Here is a 23130-nt window from a genome sequence, read left to right as displayed (position 1 = left end):
AATGCGACCGCCGCAGTGGGGTCGACCGGCCCGCACCGCATGCCGGGCGTGCATCCAACGCCGGCTCCCCCGGCCTGTGCACGCCTCAGTGCCCGTTGTCCAGCCGACCCGCCGCCAGCCGCAGCACGCGGTCGCAGCGCTTGGCCAGGCCTTCGTCGTGCGTGACCACCACGAAGGCGGTGCGGCGCTCGTGCGCCAGCTTCAGCATCAGCGCGAACACCCCGTCGGCAGTGTTGCGGTCGAGGTTGCCGGTGGGCTCGTCGGCCAGCACGCAGTCGGGCTGCGTCACCAGCGCGCGCGCGATCGCCACGCGCTGGCGCTCGCCGCCGGACAGTTCGGCCGGGCGGTGATGCACCCGCTCGGCCAGCCCCACGGCGGCCAGCATCGCGGCGGCGGCCTCGGTGGCCTGCTGCGGCGGCGTGCGGCGGATCTTCAGCGGCATCGCCACGTTGTCGAGGGCGCTGAACTCGGGCAGCAGATGGTGGAACTGGTAGACGAAGCCCAGGTGGGCGTTGCGCAGCCGGCCCTGCTCGGCCGCATCGACATGCGCGATGTTCTTGCCGTGCAGCTCCACGCTGCCGGCCGTGGGCGCATCGAGCCCGCCCATCAGGTGCAGCAGCGTGCTTTTGCCCGAGCCCGAGGCGCCGACAATGGCCAGCGTCTCGCCAGCGCGCACGTCGAGGTCGACGCCGTGCAGCACCGTGAGGTCGATGCGGCCCTCGTGGAAGCGCTTGGTCAGGCCCCTGACCTGTAGGACCGCGCTATCGGCGCCGGGCCGCCCCAAGCCGATGGCCGCCCCCTCGGGGGGCAGCGAGGACACGCCAGTGCCGAGCGCGGTCTTATTCATAGCGCAGCGCCTCCGCCGGGTTCACGCGGCTCGCGCGCCAGCTCGGGTACAGCGTGGCGACGAAGGACAGCGCCAGCGAAATCAGCGCGATCGGCAGGATGTCGCCGCGCTGCGGATCGCTGGGCATCCTGCTGATCAGGTAGATGTCCTGCGGCAGGAAGCGCGCGTTGAACAGCCGCTCCAGCGCCGGCACGATCACGTCGATGTTGTAGGCGATGCCCAGGCCCAGCAGCAGCCCGGCCAGCGTGCCGATCACGCCCACCATCGCACCCTGCACCACGAAGATGCTCATGATGCTCTTGGGGCTCGAGCCCAGCGTGCGCAGGATCGCGATGTCGGCGCGCTTGTCGGTCACCGTCATCACCAGCGTCGAGACCAGGTTGAAGGCCGCGACCGCGACGATCAGCGTGAGGATGATGAACATCATGCGTTTCTCGACCTGCACGGCGGCGAACCAGGTCTTGTTCTGGCGCGTCCAGTCGCGGATCAGGAACTCGCCGGGCAGCGTGACGGCCAGTTCCTCGGCCACCTCGCGCGCCCGGTGCAGGTCCTTGAGCTTCAGGCGCAGGCCGCTGGGCCCTTCGAGGCGGAACACGCGCGCCGCGTCCTGTTCGTGGATCATCGCCAGCGCCGAGTCGTACTCGTAGTGGCCGGAGTCGAAGGTGCCGACCACCGTGAACTGCTTCAGCCGCGGCACCACGCCGGCCGGCGTGACCTGCCCACCCGGCGCGATCAGCGTGACCTGGTCTCCCACCTGCACGAAGAGCGAGCGCGCCAGCTCGACGCCCAGCACGATGCCGAACTCGCCCGGCACCAGCTTGGCCAGCGCGCCCTTCTGCGCGGTGGTGGAGATGTCGGTCACCTGCGGCTCCAGCGAGGGCTCGATGCCGCGCACCAGTGCGCCCTTCATGTCCTCGCCGCGCGCGATCAGCGCCTGCGCGGCGATGAAGGGCGCCACGCCGACCACGTTGGGGTTCTTGCGCGCCGCGGCGGCAATGGCGTCGATGTCGGCCAGCGCCTGGCCGTCGCGCGAGAAGATCTCGATGTGCGAGATCACGCCGAGCATGCGGTCGGTCACCTCCTTCTGGAAGCCGTTCATCACCGAAAGGACGATGATCAGCGCCGCCACGCCCAGCGCGATGCCGAACATGGAGACCCCGGAAATGAAGGAGATAAAGCCGTTGCGCCGCGTGGCCCGGCCGGCACGCGTGTAGCGCCAGCCGAGCTGCAGTTCGTAGGGGAGTCGCATAGGGGGAGGATTGTGGCATCCGCGCCCTCACCGGCCCCGGAATGGCCTCTCGCAGACAATAGAAGCCCCATGCCCGCCGCCCCCGAGTCCCCCCACCTCCTGATCCCCTTTGCCGGCCGCGGCACGCCGGAATGCCGCAAGGCGCTGCACGAATTGCGTCTGCCGAGGCTCGAAGCACTGCTCTCCCGCCTGTCGCTCATGCATGAAGACCTGCAGGACGACAGCACCCTCTCCCCGCCGCATGAGCGCGCCCTGGCCGAGGCGCTCGGCATCGCGGCGCCCGACGGGCAGATCCCCTGGGCCGCGTTGGAAGCACGCCGCGCCGGGCTTGACGGCGCCGCCGGCGAGGACGGCAGCTGGGGCATCGCCACCCTGTGCCACTGGCAGGTGGGCATCGACGACGTGGTGCTCGGCGATCCCGGCGCGATCCGCATCGACGCGGCCGAATCGGAAGCCTTGCTGGCGATCGCCAGGCCCTATTTCAAGGAGGACGGCATCGCGCTGCATGCCTCGGCCGCGCCGGGCCGCTGGCTGGCACGGGGCCGCATGTTCGACAGGCTGGCCACCGCGTCGATCGACCGCGCGATCGGCCATCCCATCGCGCAATGGTCGCCGCTGACCGACGATGGCCGCCCCTTGCGCCGGCTGCAGAACGAGATGCAAATGCTGCTTTACACCGAACGCGTCAACGACGAGCGCACCGCGCGCGGCGTGCCGCCCATCAATTCCTTCTGGCTCAGCGGCACGGGGCAGTTGCCTTCCGATGCCGCGCCGCTGGCCGCCGGCCCGCGGGTGGCCGATGGCCTGCGCGAAGCGGCCTTGCACGACGACGGCGCGGCCTGGGCGCAGGCCTGGACTGCACTCGACGAGGGGCCGGTCGCCGAGCTGCTGGCCGCGTACAACGCGGGCGCCGAGGTGACGCTCACGCTGTGCGGCGACCGCGCCGCGCGGCGCTTCGGCGTGCAGCAGCGCGGCCTTGCGGGCTGGGCCCGCTCCCTGTTCCAGCGCGCGAGCGCCCCGGCCGTGCTGGAGGCACTGTGATGAAGATCGTCGCCCGCACCATTCCCCCGCGCAGCGCCTGGATGCTCGAGCAGGCCGGGGTGCATCCCCTGTTGGCCCGCCTCTATGCCGCGCGCGGCGTGCAGACCCGGGAAGAGCTGGACGACGGCCTGGCCCGCCTGCTCGCACCCGACGGCCTGCGTGGCGCGCGCGAGGCCGCGCTGCTGCTGGCCGACGCCATCCGCGACGACAAGCGCCTGTGCATCGTCGCCGACTACGACTGCGACGGCGCCACCGCCTGTGCCGTGGCCCTGCGCGGCCTGCGCCTGCTGGGCGCGAAGCATGTGAGCTACCTGGTGCCCGATCGCGTGGTCGACGGTTATGGCCTGACGCCGCCCATCGCCGAGCGCGTGGCCGCCACCGGCGCCGACGTGCTGATCACCGTGGACAACGGCATCGCCAGCGTCGACGGCGTGGCCGCCGCCAAGGCGCGCGGCCTCGCGGTGCTGGTGACCGACCACCACCTGCCCGGCCCGGCGCTGCCCGCGGCCGACGTGCTGGTGAATCCCAACCAGCCCGACTGCGGCTTCGACAGCAAGAGCATCGCCGGCGTCGGCGTGATGTTCTATGTGCTGCTGGCGCTGCGCTCGCAGCTGCGGGCGCGCGGCGTCTTCGACCTGGCGACGCAACCGAAGCTCGACGCCCTGCTGCCGCTGGTCGCCCTCGGCACCGTGGCCGACGTGGTCCGGCTCGATGCCAACAACCGCCGCCTGGTCGCGCAGGGCCTGCGCCGCATCCGCGCCGGTGTCATGCCGGCCGGCGTGGCCGCTCTCTTCAAGGCCGCGGGCCGCAACGCGGCAGCGGCCACCACCTTCGACTTCGGCTTCGCGCTGGGGCCGCGCATCAACGCCGCGGGGCGTCTGGCCGACATGACGCTGGGCATCGAATGCCTGACGACCGACGACAGCGTCCGCGCCGAGGAGCTGGCGCGGATGCTCGACGGCATCAACCGCGAACGGCGCGACATCGAGGGCGGCATGCGCGACCAGGCGCTGCTGCTGGCCGAGTCGCTGTTCGACGAGGACGACAGCGAGACGCCGCCGGCCGCGATCAGCGTCTTCGATGCCGACTTCCACGAAGGCGTGGTCGGGATCGTGGCCTCGCGCATCAAGGACCGCTACCACCGGCCCACCTTCGTCTTCGCCGCCAGCGGCGCGCCGGGCAAGGAGCACGAGCTCAAGGGCTCGGGCCGCTCGATCCCCGGCTTCCACCTGCGCGACGCGCTGGACCTGGTGGCCAAGCGCCATCCCGGCGTGCTGCTGCGCTTCGGCGGCCATGCGATGGCGGCGGGCTGCACCGTGGCCGAGGAGCACTTCGACACCTTCGAGCGCGCGCTCGCGCAGGTCGCCGCCGAGTGGCTCGATGCGGCGTCGCTGACGCGCCGCCTGGACACCGACGGCCCTTTGGCGCCCGAGTACCTGCGCGTCGACCTGGTCGACACCCTGCACCGCGAGGTCTGGGGCCAGGGCTTCGCGCCGCCCACCTTCAGCGAGGAGGTGGAAGTGATCTCGCAGCGGCTGGTGGGCGAGAAGCATCTCGCGCTCAAGCTGCGGCACAAGGGGCAGCCGGTGGACGGCATCTGGTTCGGCCACACCGAGCCGCTGCCGCCGCGCGTGGTCATCGCCTTCCGGCTCGACGCGGACGAATGGCAGGGGGTGCGGCGCGTGCGCTTCCTGGTGGAAGGCGCCGAGCTCTGAGTCGCCGGCGCGGCGGCGTTCAGGGCTCGATCAGCCAGCGATGTCCGCAGCGCCGGCAGCGCACGCGCAGGCGCGCTCCGGCCGGGTCTTCCGCGCTTTCCTCGACCTCCCACTTCGCGTAGGTATCGCAGGCGCGGCACACGGCCTGGTCGGCCACGAATTCGGCATGGGCGAGCAGGTACAGGTAGCGCCGCAGCGCCCAGATGCCGATCACCGCACTCGCCACGGCGCAGGCCAGCACGCCGAGTTGCGACCCGATGGACAGGCGCAGGCTGTAGGCTTCCGCACTGCCCAACAGGCCGAGGGTGCTCAACAGCAGGAGGACCAGATGCATATGGCTCTGGAGCAGCTCGCGCTCGTACCACTTGCGAAAGCCCAGGCGACGGATCGTCCGTGCGGCATTCATCGACCTACCCCTTCGCTGAGGCCGTGTTGGGAACCATCTTCCCCTCGCGCTGTTGCGGCGCAACAGAGGGTAAGCACCGAGCAGGATGGTCGGCAATGAGGGGAATTTGTAAGAAGTTAGTAAGCTACCCTGCAAGAATCGAGGCATTGCGCCGAACCTTGGAGGTGACGTGCTGCTGCTCACGACTTCCGTCAAGCTGATCGCCGAGATCGCCCTGCTGGCGATGGTGGGCCAATGGCTGCTCGGGCTGCTGGCTGGAAGCAAGCGCGAAGGCAATTTCTTGTATCGCCTCCTCCAGACGCTGACGAGCCCCGTCGTCAAGGCAGTGCGCATCATCACCCCCCGTTTCGTGCTCGACCGGCATATCCCGCTGGCCGCCTTCCTGGCGCTGCTGTCGGTGTGGCTGGTGGCCACCATCGCCAAGATCAACCTGTGTCTGCAGCTGGGAGTGCAGGCATGCCGATGAGCTACTGGCGCTTCAAGCTGCATGCGGTCGCCTTGCTGCTGCTGGGCCGGTCCGCATCGGCCGAGGCGGTCTTCGGCACGATGCTGGCGCGCTGGCCCGATGACGCCTACGCGCTGTCGAGCCGCAGCTACCTGCGCGCGCAGCTCGGGCGGCGCGACGCGGCGATCGAGGACGCGCGGCGCCTGGTGGACGCCCATCCGGAACACGGCGCCGGCGCCTGGTTCAACCTGGCCTTCCTGCTCGCGGAGGCCGCCCAGGTCGAGGAGGCGGAGACCGCATTCCGCCAGGCCCTGGCGCTCGATGCCAAGCTCGACCGGGCCTGGTACGGCCTGGGCCTCGCACTGATCCGCCAGGGCCGCCACGACGAGGCCGTCGAGGCGCTGCGCCGCAACACCGAACTGCAACCCATGAGCCCCTACGGCTGGTACCAGCTGGCCCGTGTGCACGTGGACCGCCGCCAGCCCGAAGAGGCTCGCAAGATCATCCGCCATCTCCAGGGCTTCGAGCCCAGGATCGCCGCTCAACTGGAACGCGAGACCGGTCTCGCGTCGTGAATGTGGGGCTGCCCACAAGGCAGCGCCGCAGGGACCGCCGGGTCGCATGGCCCTGCGAACGAACGAGGACCAACAAGGAGACTTGCGATGGAATTGACGGAAACACAGCGCCACTACTGGCAGAAGAACCTCCGGATCACCGCCATCCTGCTGGCGGTCTGGTTCTTCGTGACCTTCGTGATCGGCTACTTCGCCCGCGACCTGAGCTTCAGCTTCTTCGGCTGGCCCTTCAGCTTCTGGGTCGGCGCCCAGGGTGCGCTGATCGTCTACGTCCTGATCATCGGGTTCTACGCCTGGTACATGAATCGCCTGGACCAGGAACACGGCGTCGCCGAGGAGAACTGACATGGCCGACATCAGTTTCGAGCATGGCGCCGGCACTCCCGGCGCCGACAAGCGCACGTTCAAGAAGCAGCTCAACAAAGTCTACGGCTGGTACACAGGCGGCTTCATCGTCTTCGTCGTGCTGCTGGCGATCCTCGAGCAGGCGGGCCTGCCCAGAAACTGGATCGGCTTCATCTTCCTGTTCGCCACGGTGGGGCTGTATGCCGGCATCGGCATCATGAGCCGCACCACCGACGCGGCGGAGTACTACGTCGCCGGGCGGCGCGTGCCGGCGGTCTACAACGGCATGGCCACCGGGGCGGACTGGATGAGCGCGGCCTCCTTCATCGGGATGGCCGGCACGCTCTACCTCACGGGCTTCAGCGGCCTGGCCTTCATCCTGGGCTGGACCGGGGGCTACTGCCTGGTGGCACTGCTGCTGGCGCCCTACCTGCGCAAGTTCGGGCAGTTCACCATTCCCGACTTCCTGGGCGCGCGCTACGAGGGCAACCTGCCGCGCTTCATCGGCATCGTGGCGGCCATCCTCTGCTCCTTCACGTACGTGGTGGCGCAGATCTACGGCGTCGGCCTGATCACGACCCGGCTCTCGGGCCTGGCCTTCGAGATCGGGATCTTCGTCGGCCTGGGCGGCATCCTGGTGTGCTCCTTCCTCGGCGGCATGCGCGCGGTCACGTGGACGCAGGTCGCGCAGTACATCATCCTGATCATTGCCTACCTGGTGCCGGTGATCTGGCTGTCGGTGAAGCAGACCGGCGTGCCGGTCCCGCAGGCGGTGTACGGCTATCAGCTCGAGAAGGTGTCCAAGCGCGGCGACGAACTGCGCGCCGACCCCAAGGAGCTGGAGGTCGCCGCCATCTTCAAGGCCCGGGCGGCGGAGTTCGACGCCAAGGTCAAGGGCCTGCCCGGCTCGCTCGCCACGGAACGGTCGGCGGCCGCGAAGAAGGTGACCGACCTGCAGGCCGCCAACGCACCGTCGACCGAAATCACGGCCGCCGAGAAGGCCATGGCCGCCGTGCCCAAGGACGAGGCCTCGGCCCGGAAGGCGTGGACTGCGGCGAAGGCTGCCAACGAGGCCCAGGCCAGGCCGCTGGCCGGCATGCCGAATCACGCGCAGATCTATGCCGGAGACCCGAACGGCGACGCCGCGGCGCGCAAGACCTTCGACGAATCGAGGCGCAATTTCCTTGCGCTGGTCTTCTGCCTGATGGTGGGCACGGCCGCGCTGCCGCACATCCTGATGCGCTACTACACCACGCCCTCGGTGCGCGAGGCGCGAGAGTCGGTGACGTGGTCGCTGTTCTTCATCTTCCTGCTGTACTTCACCGCGCCGGCACTCGCGGTGCTGGTGAAGTTCGAGGTCTTCAACGTGTTGGTGGGCACGCCCTTCAACGAGCTGCCGGGCTGGATCGCCAATTGGTCCAAGGTCGATCCGTCGCTGCTCTCGGTGTCGGATGTCAACAACGACGGCATCTTCCAGCTCAGCGAGATGAAGATCGGCGGCGACATCATCGTGCTGGCCACGCCCGAGATCGGCGGGCTGCCCTACGTGATCTCCGGCATGGTGGCCGCCGGCGGCTTGGCAGCGGCGCTGTCCACCGCGGACGGCCTGCTGCTGACGATCGCCAACGCGCTGTCGCACGACCTCTACTACAAGATGATCGACCCGAACGCGCCGACCTCGCGCCGCGTTGCGCTGTCCAAGGCGCTGCTGCTGGTGGTGGCCCTGTGCGCGGCGGCGGTGGCGGCGCAGAAGCCGGCGGACATCCTGTTCCTGGTGTCGGCAGCCTTCTCCTTTGCGGCGGCGGCCTTCTTCCCGGCGCTGGTGCTCGGCATCTTCTGGAAGCGCGCCAATCGGTGGGGCGCCTCGCTGGGGATGCTGGCCGGCCTTGGCGTGACCTTCTACTACATGGCGACGACCCAGCCATGGATGCGCAGCGTCTTCGGCGTGACCAGCCCGATCGAGCTGTGGTGGGGCATCCAGCCGATCTCGGCGGGCCTGTTCGGCGTGCCCGTAGGTTTTGCGGTGATCATCATCGTGAGCCTGCTCACCGGCGAGCCGAAGAAGGAGACGCAGGAACTGGTGGAGCACGTGCGCTATCCGGACCTCAAGCGGGCCTGAGGCCGCACTGAACCCCCGCAACGCGCCGCTCATGCGGCGCGTTGCGCTTCATGCTCGGGCCTTCGGGGAGAGAATCCCCTCATGCAGCAAGTTCCGGCGGACGCCCCGCCCATCCCCATCCGCCCCGCCGCCACCGTGCTCATCTGCCGCGACAGCCCCGCCGGGCCCGAAGTGCTGATGATCCAGCGCCATGCGCTGTCGGACGTGCATGGCGGCTCCTACGTGTTTCCCGGCGGCAAGGTCGACGCAGCGGACGCGCAGCTCGATGCGCAGGCGCACCTGGACGAGCCACCCGAACGCCTGCACGCGCTGCTCGGCGACCCGGACGTCGACGCCGCCACTGCGGTCGCGATCCACGTCGCCGCCGTGCGCGAGGTGTTCGAGGAATGCGGGCTGCTGCTCGCCGAGGGCCTCGACGGCCCAGGCGCACTGCAGGCCGCCGCACTGGGCGCCCAGGGCCTGGCCTTCAACGACCTGCTGGGCCGCCTCGGCGTGCGCCTGGCCACCCGTTCCATGCGGCCCTGGTCGCGCTGGATCACGCCGCTGAACGCCCTGCACTCGCCGGGCAAGCGCTTCGACACGCGCTTCTTCATCGCTCGCGCGCCGGAGGGCCAGGAGCCGCGGCACGACGACCACGAGGCCGTGCTGAGCGCCTGGCTGCGTCCGCGCGCCGCACTGGAGCGCTACTGGCAGGGCGAGATCGCGCTCGCGGCGCCGCAGATCATGAGCCTCGCGCACCTGGCGCGCCACGCCAGCGTCGACGCAATGATGGCCGAGGCGGAAGGCCGCACGCCCTGCGTCGTGCGCCCGCTGACCTTCGAGATCGACGGCCACCGCGCCACCGCCTATCCCGGCGATGCGCTGCACCCCGAACGCGCCCGCGTGATGCCGGGCCCGCTGCGCCTGGTGCTGCGCGGCAAGCGGCTGGAGCCGCCCGGCGGCTTCGACGACCTGTGGCAGTGAGACGTAGTCCACTGAATCGTTGGACAGGCACTCGCTCACTACACTCCCCTGCTGCTGCATCGCGGCCCGGACCTATTTCATGGAATTCCTCACCCTGGCGGCTCTGCTCCTGCTCGCCGCCTACCTGCAGAAGACCCGCGAACAGAAGAAGCGCATCACGCTGCTGGCCGCCCACCTGGGGCGCTACCAGATCGAGACGCTGATGGAGAACCTGACGGAGGGCTACCTGCGCTGCCTCGGCGAGGACGACCCGGCACGGCGCGAGCAGATCTGGAAGCTGCTCGACACCACCGAGCAGACGCTGGTCGGCCAGTTCCAGCGCTTCGCCGCCGATTTCGCGCGGGTCGGGGACGCCGAGGCACGCGTGAGCACGCTGCCGCTGGCCCTGCCCTTCGCCGACCGCCTGTTCCCGGCGCGCAGCTTCGACATGCGCCGCGCCCTTGCGATCCACGCCCGCGGCATCGCCGATGCCGCAGCCAACAGCCTGCAGCAGGCGCCCAAGAGCAAGGCCTACACCATGTCGGCCGAGCTCTTCCTCATGCAGCACACCTGCCATTGGTACTGCCGCTCCAGGGCGGTCGCCTCGGCGCGCATGCTGGCACGGCACAAGACCCCCTACGCGCAACTGGTGGATTCGGTGGCGCCGGCGACGCGGCGGGACTACCGCGCGCTGGTCGGCGGCTGACGCAGGCCCGGCAAGCACTTTCTAGTGCGCCTTCGTGCGGTTCTGCGCAGATCGTACGAATCTACGAGATGTAGCCCATTCGGCCTCACTCTGCCCCGCACACAATCGCGCCAACAACACTTTGGGGCGACACGATGATTGCAAACCGCTTTCTCGGACAGATCCTCGCGCTGCTGGGCGGCCTGCCGGCGGCTTTCAGCGGGAAGCGCAAGACGGAACGACGCGCCGCGCATCGCATGGCGTTCGCCGGCGGTCCGGACTGCGAGATCGACCACGCGCATGCGCCCCGGGTGGCGCCGCCGCTGGAGCGTCCGGTGAAGTCGACCGCAACTGCTGCGAGCGTGGAAAAGGCCGCAGCGCGCATCGCGACGCCTGTCCCGCAGGATTCGCTGGTGCTTCCCGCCGCGCTGCCGCTGCCGCTGCCGCAAGCCCAGGCCCCGACGCCAGTGCGCCATGACGCTGCGCCGGTGCGTCCTGGTTCTGAACCCGGCCCCGCCCCGGTCGTGGCCCAGATCCCCGTTCCGCCTCCCGTTGCCGCCCCCGCCGCTGCGAAGGTGGCGCCGGCAGCCGCACCGGCGATGCGCTCCCTCGACGAGGTCCGGGCCGACCTGGCCCGGCTGCGCGCCAATGCCAAGGAACGCCACGCGCAACTGAAGGCCCAGCACGCGAGCGCGTTCGCGCCCACCGACTTCCTCGATTTCTCGGCGCCGGCACCCGCCGCCAGCGAGATCTCCGAAACGGCCTACGCCTCGACGGCGTTCTTCGACTTCAAGGTTCTGGAGCCGAGTCCCAGCCGCTAACTGCGGAGTTCGAGCACTGCGCCCAAAGGCGCGGCCACCGACGGATGGTGCTGAGCCAGCAGGCGCGTGCCTTCGGCGATGCGGCTGCGCCAGCCTTTTCCGCGGCTCATGATGTCCTCGGCCGCCTCTTCGAGCGCTCGCGGCGAGCGCTCGAGCGCATACGAGACGATGGCGGCCACCTGGCCGGCATCCTTGCGGATCTTGGTGCGAAAGACTTCCTCGCGCTCCGCCATCACGACCAGCTTGCGCAGCGCGTAGCGCTGTGGCGAGGGGATGTTCACCATGAGGGCATGCTCGCCTGAGATCACGGCCGTCTGCGTGATCTTCTCCAAGGAGAACTCCATGAACTTGAGCGGCTGCAGGTTCACTTTCAGCGGTTCATGGCGGTAGACGGCATCGCTCCTGCCGGCGGTCGTCAGGAGGTCGATGCGCATCTCGCCGCCGCGGGCGTTGAGGTAAGTGGCCCCCGCGCCCGATGTGATCGACTTCACCGGCAGGAGGCCCATCTCCAGCGAGGTGATCGCATCGTGCACATTCGATTCCGTGTTGGTCGGCAACGCGAGCGACACGTTGTTGCCGGCGCGCGCAAGGTCGATGTCGTTGGTCTTACGGCCGCCCGTCCATCGCACGCCCAGCATGTTCCCCATCGCGATGAAGGCATGGGTGCCGATCAGCACGCCGCCGGCGTTGAAGAAGCCGTGCTCGGCCAGTTGATCACCTTGAAATGCTGTGCCGTGACGGTGAGACAGCCCAACGAGGTGCATGCGCTGGCCAGCCTGGCCAGATGGTCGGGGCCTGTTGCCTTGCCGTCGGCGCGCTGCTGAATGAGCTTGCGCAATCGCTCGTCGTCCGGCCCCAGGTAAACCTGATGGTTCTTGCCGGACAGATCGCGGAACTGCCAGTACCAATAGGTGACGCCCTTGACCCCGAGGGCTGCAGTCGCGGCAGCTTCACCGCCCGAACTCGTGGTTCAGCCCGACCGAGACGCTCCGCACGCCGCTCGGCCCGGTGCGCGCGGCGCTGAGGTCGATGCTGATCAGCGGCGTGATGCTGACGCGCGCCCCGACGCGCGAGGTCCAGAGGCCGAAGGCACGGTTGCGTTCCGCGATCAGCGAGACCGTGTCGTTCAGCGCCCACTCCCCCGCCAAGCCGCCGCGGCCGGTGCGCTTGCCGCTGCCGATGGCCCAATCGGCGCCCAGGTTGGCATGGACCATCAGGCTGCCGGTGGCGCGCCATGTCACCGGAACGACGAACTGCCCGCCGGTGCGCCCGCCGCGCCGCGGCAGCTGGGAAGAGAAGCCCATCGAGACGGCCGCGCTCCAGCGCGCCTCGGGCTCCTGGCCGAAGAAGGTCCACTTGAGCTGCGGCCCGAGCACATGGACCGTATCGCCAGGCACCGAGATGCGATCGAGGTTCAGCCCCAGCTCGACCGGCCCGACGCGACAGGCCGGCCCGAGGTGCCACAACGTGGCGTCCTCGCTGCGCACGCGGGTGCCCCAAAGCTCGTACTGGCACTGGCCCGGATCGAGCGTGCCCGCGTCGTCCACATCGAAATGGCCGCCGGCCTGGGCGGAAACCGCGGCCAGCCACAACAGGACTGCCAGAGCGCGTCGGATCATGGCCGCGGATTCTAGGAGCGGCCCGTGTCAGTTCATCCGCGCACAGACCCTCACAGCTCGAACTGCGGCTGCAGCTCGCGGATGCGCTTGATCGCCACGCCCGCGGCCGCGGTGCGGGTCTCGACGCCCAGCTTCACGTACACACGCTCCAGGTGCTTCTTGGCGGTGGCCGGGCTGCTGCCGAGGATCTCGCCGATGTCCCGGTTGGTCTTGCCCTTGACCACCCAGTAGAGCACCTCGGCCTCGCGGGCGGTGAGCTTCAGGCTCAGGCTCATCGCCTCGATCACCGCCGCGTCGGAGACCTCGCGCATGATGATCAGCCAGTCGTCGCCGGCCTCGTCCTGGCCGGTCTGCTGGTGCAGGCGCAGGTTGAGCGAGGCGGCACCCTGCACGATCGAAAGCACGGGCGGCTCGATCTGGCGCTGCCGTGCATCGGGCAGGTGCCGATGCAGCCACTCCAGCACCGCCGGCGGCGTGGCCGGCGCGCTGCTTGCGCAGTAGCGCTGCAGCAGCTCGCGCGCCAGCGCGGTCTGCCAGATCAGCCGGCCCTCGGGCATGCGCACGGTGAAGCTGGCGTAGCCGAAGGCATCGAGCGCACTGCGCGCCTGGCCGGCCTGCTGCGCCGCCTGCCGCGCGCGGCGCGCGCCCTGCAGGTGCACGTTCATGCGCGCCAGCACTTCCTTCGGCTTGATCGGCTTGGTGACGTAGTCGACGCCGCCCGCGTCCAGTGCCGCCACCAGGTGCTCGGTCTCGGTGAGGCCGGTCATGAAGACGATGGGGATATGCGCCGTCGCGGCATCGGCCTTGAGCCGGCGCGCAACTTCGAAGCCGTCGATGCCCGGCATCATGGCGTCGAGCAGCACGATGTCGGGCCGGGCCTGGGTGACGCGCTGCAGCGCCTGCTCGCCGCTGGTGGCAACCAGCACGGCGTAGCCGGATTCGTCCAGCGCATCGTGCAGCACGGCGAGGTTGTCGGGCACGTCGTCGACGATCAGCACCAGGTCGCCGGTGCCGGCGTGCTCGCGCAGGCTCTGGACCAGGGGCGGCGGGGTCTCTTGGCTCATTCGAGCACTCCGCCTTCGGCTGCGGTCAACGCACGGCTCATGGCCTCGAACTGGAACTGGCGCGCCAGCGTGCGCTGCGCGGCCGTCCAGGCCGCGCACTCGGGCTGGGCGGCGTCGATGGCGTCGAGCTCGTTCATGATGCCGCGGAAGTATCCCAGGCTCACCGCGTCACCGAGCGTGCGCAGGCGCGCGGCCTGGGGCAGCGCGCCTGCGGGCTCGGCCGGGGCCGGCTGCGCGGCGGCGGCGCTGTCGGTCCAGCGCAGGGCCAGGCGACGCTCCAGCCAGTCGAGCAGCTCGCTGTGGCGCACCGGCTTGACGAAGAAGTCCTCGGGCGCGATGCCGACATCGTTGTCCAGCCGCTTGTCGAAGGCGTTGGCCGAGACGATCGCGACCTGTGCCTCGGCCAGGCCGAGCGCGCGGGCCCGGCGGATGGTCTCCCACCCGTCGATGCCGGGCATCGCGAGGTCGACGAACATCGCATGCGGATGCCAGCCGGCCGCGACCAGGTCGAGCGCATCGTGGCCGCTGGCGGCGGTGCGCAGCTCGAAGCCCAGCGGCGCCAGCAGCTGCACGAGCAGCTCGCGGTCGGCCTCCTCGTTGTCGACCACCATCAGGCGCCGGCGCGGGCCTTCGTAGCCGCGGCGCGGGCGCGGCACCGGCGCCGCAGCGACGCGCCGGATGCCCGCGCCGGAAGTCTGATGCACGCGCGGCAGGAACAGGCGCACGCGGAACAGCGAGCCGGCGCCGGGCGCGCTCTGCACCTTCATCTCGCCGCCCATCAGGTCGATCAGCATCTTCGCGATGGTCAGGCCCAGGCCCGCGCCCGGGGCCGACGGGCCCGCGCTCGCGCCGCGGGCGAAGGGCTCGAAGATGCGGCCGAGCTCCTCGGACGACATGCCCGGGCCCGTGTCCTCGACCTCGATGGCCGCGAACTCGCGCGCATAGCGCAGCCGCAGCGTCACGCGCCCGCTGGCGGTGAACTTGATCGCGTTGCCCAGCAGGTTGATAAGGATCTGCCGCACGCGCTTCTCGTCGGCCCGCACCAGCTCGGGCAGGTCGCCTTCGGGCTCGAAGCGGAAGGCCAGGCCCTTCTCGGCCGCCTGCAGCTCGAACATGTCGGCCAACTCGGTCATGAGCTCGGCGAACTGCATGGGCCGGGCATGCAGCGTGAGCTTGCCGGCCTCGATGTGGGCGATGTCCAGCGTGCCCTCGATCAGCGACAGCAGATGCTCGCCGCCGCGCTTGATCACGGCCACCGCCTGCCGCCGGTGCGGCGGCACGGCCGCGTCCTCGCCCATGAGCTGGGCATAGCCGAGGATGCTGTTGAGCGGGGTGCGCAGCTCGTGGCTGATGGCGCTGATGTAGCGGCTCTTGGCCTGGTTGGCCTGGTCCGCCTGCTCGCGGGCCTGCTCGGCCGTCTGCTTGGCCGCCTGCAGGGCGCGGTCGGTCTGGCGGTGCAGTTCGATCTCGCGCATCAGCAAATGGGTCTGGCGGTTCGATTCCTCCTGCGCCACCTTGCGGCTCTGGTGCGCCAGCACCAGCCACCAGGCGACGATGCCGGCGAGCAGCAGCAGCGCCATGTAGGCCTTGAGGAAGCCGGAGCGCAGCGACGCGGTGGACTGCGCCATGTCGGCCAGCGCGCTCTCTGCGATGCCGCGCAGCTCCTGCTGGTAGAGCACGCCGAAGACCGCGGCCAGCAGGGGCACCACGATCAGCATCAGCAGCAGGAAATGGCCGAGGCCGGTATCGAGGTAGGGCCAGACGCGGCGCGGCAGCAGCCAGCGCAAGGCACCCGACCATTGCGCCGACAGGCTCGCCTCGGGCTTGCACAAGTCGCCGCAACGCGCGTCCAGCGTGCAGCATAGCGAGCAGATCGCGCCCTGGTAGGCGGGGCAGTGCGCCATGTCGGGGCCTTCGTAGTCGCGCTCGCAGATCACGCAGCGCTGGGTGCTCAGGCGCCGGTAGCTGCCGGCTTCCGATTCGACCCGCGCCCAGCGCACGGCGCGCTGTCCGGTGGCCGGCGCGAAGGCGGCGGCGCCGCTTTCGCCCGACACCCGCGCGATGTAGTACTTGCCGCGCGTGGCCCAGGCGATCAGCGGCGCGGCGGCGAAGGCCGTGCCCAGCGCGATCAGCGCCGAGAAGGCCTGCGCGGTCCGGCCGAAGGCGCCCAGGTGCGCGCTGATGGACAGCACCGAGGCCAGCGCCATCGCGCCCACGCCCACCGGGTTGATGTCCCACAGGTGCGCGCGCTTGAACTCGATGCCCGGCGGCGACAGCCCCAGCGGCTTGTTGACCACGAGGTCGGCCACCACCGCCATCATCCAGGCGATGGCGATGTTGGCGTACAGGCCCAGCACGTCGCCCAGGGCCTCGAACACGTTCATCTCCATCAGCATGAAGGCGATCAGCGCGTTGAACACCACCCACACCACCCGCCCCGGATGGCTGTGGGTGACGCGCGAGAAGAAGTTGCTCCAGGCCAGCGAGCCGGCGTAAGCGTTGGTGACGTTGATCTTGAGCTGCGAGATCACCACGAACAGCGCCGTGGCCGCCACCGCCCAGCCGTACTGCGGGAACACGTACTCGTAGGCGGCCAGGTACATCTGGTTCGGGTCCACCGCGCGCTCGGGCGGCACCATGTGGCCGATGGCGAGGTAGGCCAGCAGCGCACCACCCAGCATCTTGAGCACGCCCAGCACCACCCAGCCCGGCCCGCCCGCCAGCACGCCGGCCCACCAGCGGCCGCGGTTGGCGGCGGTGCGGACCGGCATGAAGCGCAGGTAGTCGGCCTGCTCGCCCATCTGGGTGATCAGCGCGATGCCGACGGTGAGCGCGGCACCGAAGAGGTGCAGGTCGAACCCGATCTGGCCCGGCTTGAGGCCGTTGTAGTGCGTGATGCCCGCGAACGCACCAGGATCGCGCACCAGCACATAGGCAAAGGGCACCACCAGCATCAACAGCCAGATGGGCTGGGTCCAGACCTGCAGCCGGCTGATGGCCGAGATGCCGTGCGTGACCAGCGGAATGACCACCAGCGCGCAGACCAGGTAGCCCCAGGCTGGCGGGATGCCCAGCGCCAGCTCCAGCGCATAGGCCATCACCGCGGCCTCTAGCGCAAAGAAGATGAAGGTGAAGGAGGCGTAGATCAGCGAGGTCAGCGTGGAGCCGATGTAGCCGAAGCCAGCGCCGCGGGTGAGCAGGTCCATGTCCACGCCGTAGCGTGCGGCATAGACGCTGATGGGCAGGCCGGCCAGGAAAATGATCAGCCCGGTGGCCAGGATCGCCCAGGCGGCGTTGACGAACCCGTACTGCACCAGCAGCGTGGCGCCCACCGCCTCGAGGATCAGGAAGGAGGCCGCGCCGCCGAAGGCCGTGCTGGCCACGCGCCATTCCGACATCCGGCGAAAGCGCTGGGGCGTGAAGCGCAGCGCGTAGTCCTCCAGCGTCTCGCGCGCCACCCAGCTGTTGTAGTCGCGCCGGACCTTGACGATGCGCTGCGGCGCTTCGTCGCTGGCGAGCGGAGGAACGGCGGTCGGGTCCACATCGCCCAGGTGCAGGTTCCGTGCCATCGGCACGACTGTTGCAATGCCCCGGGGCTGCCCATAATGGCCGCCCGACAAAGCGATCCGAACCCGCCCATGGAACTGACACCGCGCGAAAAAGACAAGCTCCTGATCTTCACCGCCGCCCTGCTGGCGGAGCGGCGCCGCGCACGCGGGCTCAAGCTCAACTACCCGGAGGCCGTGGCACTGATCTCGGCCGCCGTGATGGAAGGTGCGCGCGACGGCAAGACCGTGGCCGCGCTGATGAGCGAGGGCCGCAGCATCCTGTCGCGCGCCGACGTGATGGAGGGGGTGGCCGAGATGATTCCGGACATCCAGGTCGAGGCCACGTTTCCGGACGGCACCAAGCTCGTCACGGTCCATCAGCCCATCGTTTGAACAACAACAGCACAACACCATGACCATGCGCCTTCTTCGCCAAGCCCCCCTGCTCCTGATCGCCGCGCTGCCACTGGCCGCGGCCGCCCACACCGGCGCCGATGCCGGCCTGCATCACGGCCTGGCCGCCGGCTTTCTGCATCCGCTGACCGGGCCGGATCACCTCGCCGCAATGGTCGCGGTGGGCCTGTGGAGCGCGCTCACCGCGCGCCGCGCCTGGCCCGATCTCCTGTGGGCACCGCTGGGCTTTGCGCTGATGCTGCTGGCCGGCGCCCTGCTGGGCCTGGCGGGTGCGCAGTTGCCGGCGGTGGAGCCCATGATCGCGGCCTCGCTGCTGGTGCTGGGGCTGCTGGTCTTCACGCAGCGGCGGCTGCCGGCGCCGGCCGCCGCGGCGCTGGTCGGCGTGTTCGCGGTGTTCCATGGCGTCGCGCACGGGCAGGAACTGGCCGGCGAATCGGGCGCCGCGCTGACGCTGGCCGGCATGCTGGTCGCGACGGTGCTGCTGCATGCCGCCGGCGTCGCGATCGGCTGGGCACTGCGCCACGGCCATCGCTGGATGCCGCGCGTCGCCGGCGCGGCCGTCGCGATCTTCGGCATCGCCCTGCTCGGCGGCCTCGCATGATCATCCCCGGCGAGCTCATCACCGACGAGGGCGACCACGCCCTCAACCCCGGCCGCCGCACGCTGACGCTGGTGGTGCGCAACGCGGCCGACCGGCCGATCCAGGTCGGCTCGCACTACCACTTCGCCGAGACCAACGGCGCGCTGGACTTCGACCGCGAGGCCGCGCGCGGCATGCGCCTGAACATCGCCTCAGGCACCGCGGTGCGCTTCGAGCCGGGGCAGCAGCGCACGGTCGAGCTGGTGGACTTCGCCGGCGACCGGGTGGTCTACGGCTTTCGCGGACTGGTTCAAGGAAAGCTCTAGGACATGGCAACCATTGGCCGGCGTGCCTACGCCGAAATCTTCGGCCCCACCGTCGGCGACCGCGTGCGGCTGGCCGACACCGACCTGGTGATCGAGGTCGAGGAGGACTACACCCTGCGCGCCGGCGGCTACGGCGAAGAGGTCAAATTCGGCGGCGGCAAGACCATCCGCGACGGCATGGCGCAATCGCAGCGCACGCGTTCCGAAGGGGTGGTCGATACCGTCATGACCAACGCGCTGATCCTCGACCACTGGGGCATCGTCAAGGCCGACATCGGCCTGAAAGGCGGGCGCATCGTGGCGATCGGCAAGGCCGGCAACCCGGACGTGCAGCCGGGCGTGGACATCGTCATCGGCCCGGGCACCGAGGTCATCAGCTGCGAGGGCAACATCGTCACCGCGGGCGGCATCGACAGCCACATCCACTTCATCTGCCCGCAGCAGATCGAGGAGGCGCTGGCCTCCGGCATCACCACCATGCTGGGCGGCGGCACCGGCCCGGCCACCGGCACCTTCGCGACCACCGCGACGCCGGGCCCCTGGCACATCGAGCGCATGCTGCAGGCGGCCGACGCCTTTCCGATGAACCTCGGCTTTCTCGGCAAGGGCAATGCGAGCCTGCCGGCCGCGCTCCACGAGCAGATCGAGGCCGGCGTGATCGGCCTCAAGCTGCACGAGGACTGGGGCACCACGCCGGCCGCGATCAGCAACTGCCTGGACGTGGCCGACGCCACCGACACGCAGGTGGCGATCCACAGCGACACGCTGAACGAGTCGGGCTTCGTCGAGAACACCATCGCCGCGGTGAAGGGCCGCGCCATCTGCGCCTTCCACACCGAGGGCGCGGGCGGCGGCCATGCACCGGACATCCTGCGCGTGGTGGGCGAGGCGAACTTCCTGCCCTCCTCCACCAACCCGACGATGCCCTACACCGTCAACACGCTCGACGAGCACGTCGACATGCTGATGGTGTGCCACCACTTGGACGCCGGCATCCCCGAGGACCTGGCCTTTGCCGAGAGCCGCATCCGCAAGGAGACCATCGCGGCCGAGGACATCCTGCACGACCTGGGCGCGATCAGCATGTTCAGCTCGGACAGCCAGGCGATGGGCCGGGTGGGCGAGGTCATCATCCGCTGCTGGCAGACGGCGCACAAGATGAAGGCCCAGCGCGGCAAGCTGCCCGAGGACGGCGGCCGCAACGACAACGCACGCGCCCGGCGCTACGTGGCCAAGTACACGATCAACCCCGCCATTTCGCACGGCATCTCGCACGAGGTGGGCAGCATCGAGGTCGGCAAGTGGGCCGACCTGGTGGTGTGGAAGCCGGCCTTCTTCGGCGTCAAGCCCTTCACCATCCTCAAGGGCGGCACCATCGCGATGGCCGCGATGGGCGACCCCAACGCATCGATCCCGACGCCGCAGCCGGTGCACTACCGGCCGATGTTCGGCGCCTTCGGCGGTTCATTGGCGAAGAGCTCGCTGACCTTCGTCTCGCAGGCCGGGTTGGCCGCGGACATCGGGCAGCGCTACGGGCTGGTCAAGACCTTGAGCGCGGTGAAGAACATCCGCGGCGTGCGCAAGCAGGACATGGTGCACAACAGCTACACGCCGAAGATGGAGATCGATGCGCAGACCTATGCGGTGCGGGCGGATGGGCAGTTGCTTACTTGCGATCCGGCGGTGATGTTGCCGATGGCGCAGCGGTATTTCTTGTTCTGAGCGGGCTCAGCGTTCCTTCAGGTGGTCCCGGATCCACGCAGCAAACCCATGCTCGTCGATCGCGCTTGCCGCGACGTCGAACATCACGAGGGTCGCTTCAGCCTGGGCGACATTCAATCGCCATCCATTAAGTGCAAGGAACAAGCCGACTGCAAGAAGAGCTGCGCGCTTGTTGCCATCGACGAAAGGGTGATTCTTGGCAATTCCGATTCCGTAGGCTCCCGCCAGCTCGGCAAGATCGGGGTCACCATAGGCAACAAGGTGGCGCGGTCGAGCCAGCGCAGACTGAAGCAAACCCTCGTCCCGCAAACCCGATGCGCCACCGTGCTCGGCGAGGCTCTCGCCGTGCAACAAGATGAGCGAAGGCTGGTCGACCCAGCGCCATATGCTCACTTGGCGAGCTGGTGGAAGGTATCGCGAAACTCGCGCATAAACTCGCGCCCCAGCTTCAATTGCTCTTCCATGTCCGGGTCATAGGGCGTGAGCATCACGCCGTTGGCCGCCTCCGTCAGAAACAACGTGTCCCCCTTTTCAACCTTCAAGCGGGCCAGGACTTCCTTGGGCAAGATAACGCCCACGGAATTGCCGATCTGCGTCAATTTGAGTGCCGACATACGAACCCCACTGAAGTTATAACAGTTGTTATGTTATCGGCGAACAGCTGTTACCTCAAGTCTTTCCTCTTTTTTGTCCATGCTCACAGCCAACAAACTCATGCCCCAGGGCGGCGGCCTCGCGCCGGTGCTGCTCAAGCGCGCCGCCAGCGTCGAACTCGACTGGGACGTGCGCCAGAAAAGCCGCTTCGACGCCACCGATTCCCAAGGCCGCCAGCTCGGCGTGTTCCTGCCGCGCGGCACGCTGGTGCGCGGCGGCGATGTGCTGGTGGCGGAAGACGGCTCGCTCGTCAAGGTGATCGCGGCGAAGCAGCCGGTGCTGGTCATCACGCATTGCAGCGAGCACGGCACGCCCTTCGACCTGATGCGCGCGGCCTACCACCTGGGCAACCGGCATGTGCCGATCGAGCTCAAGCCCGACCACCTGAAGATCGAGCCCGACCATGTGCTGGGCGGCATGCTGCGCTCGATGCACCTGATGGTTCGCGAGGCCGAGGAGGCCTTCGAGCCCGAAGGCGGCGCCTATGGCGCGCAGGGCCATTCGCACGGCGCCGCGCCGGTCGGGCCGGTGCTGCATCCGGATGCCTATGCCGCACCACACTCGCACGACGACGGCCAGGAGCACCACGGCCATTCGCACGACCACGCGCATGGCCATGGCCACTCGCACTGATGGCTGACGCGCCGGGCGCCCTGCCCGCGGCCAGTCTGCTGCAGCTGATCTGGCTGGCCTCGCCGGCCTTGCCGGTCGGCGGCTTTTCCTACTCGGAAGGCCTTGAGGCCGCCATCGAATGGGCCGGCGTCGGCAACGAGGAAGCTGCCTCCGAATGGCTGGCTGGTCAGCTGCATCTGAGCCTCGCACGCAGTGACCTGGCGATCGTCGCCCAGGCCATCCCCGCTTGGCGCAGCGGCGAGCTCGCGCGCATCCGCGAGCTCAACGACTGGGTGTTCCAGACCCGCGAATCGGCCGAGTTCCGACTGCAGACCGAGCAGATGGGCCGCTCCTTCGTCGAGTGGCTCAAACTGCGGCACGCCGATGCCGCCGCCATCTTCGACACGCTGCCCGCGAGCTACCCGATCGCCTTTGCCTTCGCCGCCAGCCGCACCGAGGCACCCGTGCGCGACGCCTGCCTGGCCTTCGCCTTCGGCTGGGCGGAGAACATGGCGGCCGCGGCGGTCAAGGCCGTGCCGCTGGGCCAGAGCGCCGGGCAACGCATCCTCGGCCGCCTGGCCGCCGAAATCCCCCCGGCAGTGGACCGGGCCCTCGCGCTGGCGGATGATGAGCGCCAGGCTTTTTCTCCCATGCTCGCCGTGCTGTCGGCGCGCCACGAAATCCAGTACTCGCGCCTTTTCCGAAGCTGATCCGAACCGACCATCATGAGCTCCGCCCTGCACCACATCCCCCACCGCACCAAGAGACTGCCCCCCCTGCGCGTGGGCATCGGCGGGCCGGTCGGCTCCGGCAAGACCACGCTGCTGGAGATGCTCTGCAAGGCGATGCGCGACAAGTACGACCTGATCGCCATCACCAACGACATCTACACCAAGGAAGACCAGCGCCTGCTGACGGTGGCCGGCGCGCTGCCGGCCGAGCGCATCATGGGCGTGGAGACCGGCGGCTGCCCGCACACCGCGATCCGCGAGGATGCCTCGATCAACCTCGAGGCCATCGATCGCATGCTGGCCGAGTTTCCCGACGCGGACGTGGTGTTTGTCGAGAGCGGCGGCGACAACCTGGCCGCGACCTTCAGCCCCGAGCTCAGCGACCTCACGATCTACGTGATCGACGTTGCGGCCGGCGAGAAGATCCCGCGCAAGGGCGGCCCCGGCATCACCAAGAGCGATCTGTTCGTGATCAACAAGACCGACCTCGCGCCCTACGTGGGTGCCGACCTCAGCGTGATGGAGGCCGACACGAAGCGCATGCGCAAGCAGCGGCCCTTCGTGATGACCAACCTCAAGACGAGGGACGGGTTGGCCGATGTCGTGTCCTTCATCGAGGAGCGCGGCATGCTGGCGGAGCACTGAGGCCGGAGGGCGCTTCAGAAGCTGT

At 69.3% G+C, this 23130-nt stretch carries 25 protein-coding genes; 16 read left to right on the top strand and 9 right to left on the bottom strand.

Annotated features, from left to right (window positions below):
- Window positions 1-85 precede the first annotated feature (85 nt).
- Both lolD and AC3A6X_RS23870 read right to left on the bottom strand, forming a co-directional pair.
- A complete protein-coding gene (gene lolD / locus AC3A6X_RS23875; protein WP_487844517.1) occupies window positions 86-847 on the bottom strand; it encodes a lipoprotein-releasing ABC transporter ATP-binding protein LolD in 762 nt (253 codons plus the stop codon).
- Complete coding sequence (locus tag AC3A6X_RS23870; RefSeq protein WP_487844516.1) at window positions 840-2096, bottom strand: lipoprotein-releasing ABC transporter permease subunit; 1257 nt, start codon at window positions 2094-2096, stop codon at window positions 840-842. Before AC3A6X_RS23870 ends, lolD begins: the two co-directional genes overlap by 8 nt.
- Before the next feature lie 69 nt (window positions 2097-2165).
- Between AC3A6X_RS23870 and AC3A6X_RS23865 the strand changes: the two genes are divergently transcribed.
- Both AC3A6X_RS23865 and recJ read left to right on the top strand, forming a co-directional pair.
- Window positions 2166-3137, top strand: coding sequence for a hypothetical protein (locus AC3A6X_RS23865; RefSeq protein ID WP_487844515.1), 972 nt, complete (start codon window positions 2166-2168; stop codon window positions 3135-3137).
- Window positions 3137-4852, top strand: coding sequence for a single-stranded-DNA-specific exonuclease RecJ (recJ, locus tag AC3A6X_RS23860; RefSeq protein WP_487844514.1), 1716 nt, complete (start codon window positions 3137-3139; stop codon window positions 4850-4852). Before AC3A6X_RS23865 ends, recJ begins: the two co-directional genes overlap by 1 nt.
- A gap of 19 nt (window positions 4853-4871) precedes the next feature.
- Here the strand turns inward: recJ and AC3A6X_RS23855 are convergent, their stop codons facing one another.
- The gene (locus tag AC3A6X_RS23855; RefSeq protein ID WP_487844513.1) at window positions 4872-5258 is read right to left on the bottom strand and encodes a hypothetical protein; all 387 of its coding nucleotides are present in this window, start codon (window positions 5256-5258) and stop codon (window positions 4872-4874) included.
- Window positions 5259-5427: 169 nt separating this feature from the next.
- Here AC3A6X_RS23855 and AC3A6X_RS23850 point away from each other — a divergent pair, with 169 nt between their 5' ends.
- The 7 genes from AC3A6X_RS23850 (at window position 5428) to AC3A6X_RS23820 (ending at window position 11190) form a co-directional block, all read left to right on the top strand.
- Entirely contained in the window at window positions 5428-5724 is a 297-nt protein-coding gene (locus AC3A6X_RS23850) for a hypothetical protein (RefSeq protein WP_487844512.1), read from the top strand.
- Window positions 5715-6278 (top strand): tetratricopeptide repeat protein, encoded by a 564-nt coding sequence (locus AC3A6X_RS23845; protein ID WP_487844511.1) that lies wholly within the window; start codon window positions 5715-5717, stop codon window positions 6276-6278. Before AC3A6X_RS23850 ends, AC3A6X_RS23845 begins: the two co-directional genes overlap by 10 nt.
- Window positions 6279-6365: 87 nt before the next feature.
- On the top strand, window positions 6366-6623 hold the full coding sequence (locus AC3A6X_RS23840; protein ID WP_487844510.1) for a DUF4212 domain-containing protein: 258 nt from the start codon (window positions 6366-6368) through the stop codon (window positions 6621-6623).
- Window position 6624: 1 nt separating this feature from the next.
- Complete coding sequence (locus AC3A6X_RS23835; RefSeq protein WP_487844509.1) at window positions 6625-8742, top strand: sodium:solute symporter family protein; 2118 nt, start codon at window positions 6625-6627, stop codon at window positions 8740-8742.
- A gap of 81 nt (window positions 8743-8823) precedes the next feature.
- Entirely contained in the window at window positions 8824-9705 is an 882-nt protein-coding gene (locus AC3A6X_RS23830; protein ID WP_487844508.1) for an NUDIX hydrolase, read from the top strand.
- 79 nt (window positions 9706-9784) lie between these two features.
- On the top strand, window positions 9785-10390 hold the full coding sequence (locus tag AC3A6X_RS23825) for a hypothetical protein (RefSeq protein ID WP_487844507.1): 606 nt from the start codon (window positions 9785-9787) through the stop codon (window positions 10388-10390).
- Window positions 10391-10524: 134 nt separating this feature from the next.
- The gene (locus AC3A6X_RS23820) at window positions 10525-11190 is read left to right on the top strand and encodes a hypothetical protein (protein WP_487844506.1); all 666 of its coding nucleotides are present in this window, start codon (window positions 10525-10527) and stop codon (window positions 11188-11190) included.
- Here AC3A6X_RS23820 and AC3A6X_RS23815 read toward each other — a convergent pair.
- The 4 genes from AC3A6X_RS23815 to AC3A6X_RS23800 form a co-directional block, all read right to left on the bottom strand.
- Window positions 11187-11954, bottom strand: a complete 768-nt coding sequence (locus AC3A6X_RS23815) for a GSU2403 family nucleotidyltransferase fold protein (RefSeq protein ID WP_487844505.1) — start codon at window positions 11952-11954, stop codon at window positions 11187-11189. The two genes, AC3A6X_RS23820 and AC3A6X_RS23815, sit on opposite strands and share 4 nt — an antisense overlap.
- A gap of 186 nt (window positions 11955-12140) precedes the next feature.
- Entirely contained in the window at window positions 12141-12809 is a 669-nt protein-coding gene (locus AC3A6X_RS23810; protein WP_487844504.1) for a hypothetical protein, read from the bottom strand.
- 50 nt (window positions 12810-12859) lie between these two features.
- Window positions 12860-13873, bottom strand: coding sequence for a response regulator (locus AC3A6X_RS23805; protein ID WP_487844503.1), 1014 nt, complete (start codon window positions 13871-13873; stop codon window positions 12860-12862).
- Window positions 13870-17442, bottom strand: a complete 3573-nt coding sequence (locus AC3A6X_RS23800) for a hybrid sensor histidine kinase/response regulator (RefSeq protein WP_487844502.1) — start codon at window positions 17440-17442, stop codon at window positions 13870-13872. The genes AC3A6X_RS23805 and AC3A6X_RS23800 overlap by 4 nt, the downstream gene beginning before the upstream one ends.
- Window positions 17443-17511: 69 nt before the next feature.
- On the opposite strand from AC3A6X_RS23800, the gene AC3A6X_RS23795 reads away from it, so the two are divergent.
- The 4 genes from AC3A6X_RS23795 to ureC are packed head-to-tail and all read left to right on the top strand — an operon-like array spanning window position 17512 to window position 20463.
- The gene (locus AC3A6X_RS23795) at window positions 17512-17814 is read left to right on the top strand and encodes an urease subunit gamma (RefSeq protein ID WP_068681614.1); all 303 of its coding nucleotides are present in this window, start codon (window positions 17512-17514) and stop codon (window positions 17812-17814) included.
- Window positions 17815-17839: 25 nt separating this feature from the next.
- Window positions 17840-18436 carry a HupE/UreJ family protein gene (locus tag AC3A6X_RS23790; protein ID WP_487844545.1) on the top strand — a complete coding sequence of 199 codons (597 nt, stop codon included), beginning with the start codon at window positions 17840-17842 and terminating at the stop codon, window positions 18434-18436.
- Window positions 18436-18741: an urease subunit beta gene (locus tag AC3A6X_RS23785; RefSeq protein ID WP_077003384.1), complete on the top strand. Its 306-nt coding sequence runs from the start codon at window positions 18436-18438 to the stop codon at window positions 18739-18741. The genes AC3A6X_RS23790 and AC3A6X_RS23785 overlap by 1 nt, the downstream gene beginning before the upstream one ends.
- Window positions 18742-18744: 3 nt before the next feature.
- Window positions 18745-20463 (top strand): urease subunit alpha, encoded by a 1719-nt coding sequence (gene ureC / locus AC3A6X_RS23780; protein WP_487844501.1) that lies wholly within the window; start codon window positions 18745-18747, stop codon window positions 20461-20463.
- A 6-nt stretch (window positions 20464-20469) separates the two neighbouring features.
- Here ureC and AC3A6X_RS23775 read toward each other — a convergent pair whose 3' ends face one another.
- A complete protein-coding gene (locus AC3A6X_RS23775) occupies window positions 20470-20856 on the bottom strand; it encodes a type II toxin-antitoxin system death-on-curing family toxin (protein ID WP_487844500.1) in 387 nt (128 codons plus the stop codon).
- On the bottom strand, window positions 20853-21077 hold the full coding sequence (locus AC3A6X_RS23770) for an AbrB/MazE/SpoVT family DNA-binding domain-containing protein (RefSeq protein ID WP_106555790.1): 225 nt from the start codon (window positions 21075-21077) through the stop codon (window positions 20853-20855). The genes AC3A6X_RS23775 and AC3A6X_RS23770 overlap by 4 nt, the downstream gene beginning before the upstream one ends.
- Window positions 21078-21156: 79 nt before the next feature.
- Between AC3A6X_RS23770 and ureE the strand changes: the two genes are divergently transcribed.
- From ureE to ureG, 3 genes are read left to right on the top strand one after another with little or no spacing between them, the layout of a single operon-like run.
- The gene (gene ureE / locus AC3A6X_RS23765) at window positions 21157-21750 is read left to right on the top strand and encodes an urease accessory protein UreE (protein WP_487844499.1); all 594 of its coding nucleotides are present in this window, start codon (window positions 21157-21159) and stop codon (window positions 21748-21750) included.
- On the top strand, window positions 21750-22439 hold the full coding sequence (locus tag AC3A6X_RS23760) for an urease accessory protein UreF (protein ID WP_487844498.1): 690 nt from the start codon (window positions 21750-21752) through the stop codon (window positions 22437-22439). The genes ureE and AC3A6X_RS23760 overlap by 1 nt, the downstream gene beginning before the upstream one ends.
- 15 nt (window positions 22440-22454) lie before the next feature.
- Window positions 22455-23105, top strand: a complete 651-nt coding sequence (ureG, locus tag AC3A6X_RS23755) for an urease accessory protein UreG (protein ID WP_487844497.1) — start codon at window positions 22455-22457, stop codon at window positions 23103-23105.
- Window positions 23106-23130 lie beyond the last annotated feature (25 nt).

It is taken from the genome of Variovorax sp. Soil_C_12 (assembly GCF_057657375.1).
This window is presented reverse-complemented; position numbering and strand designations above follow the sequence as displayed.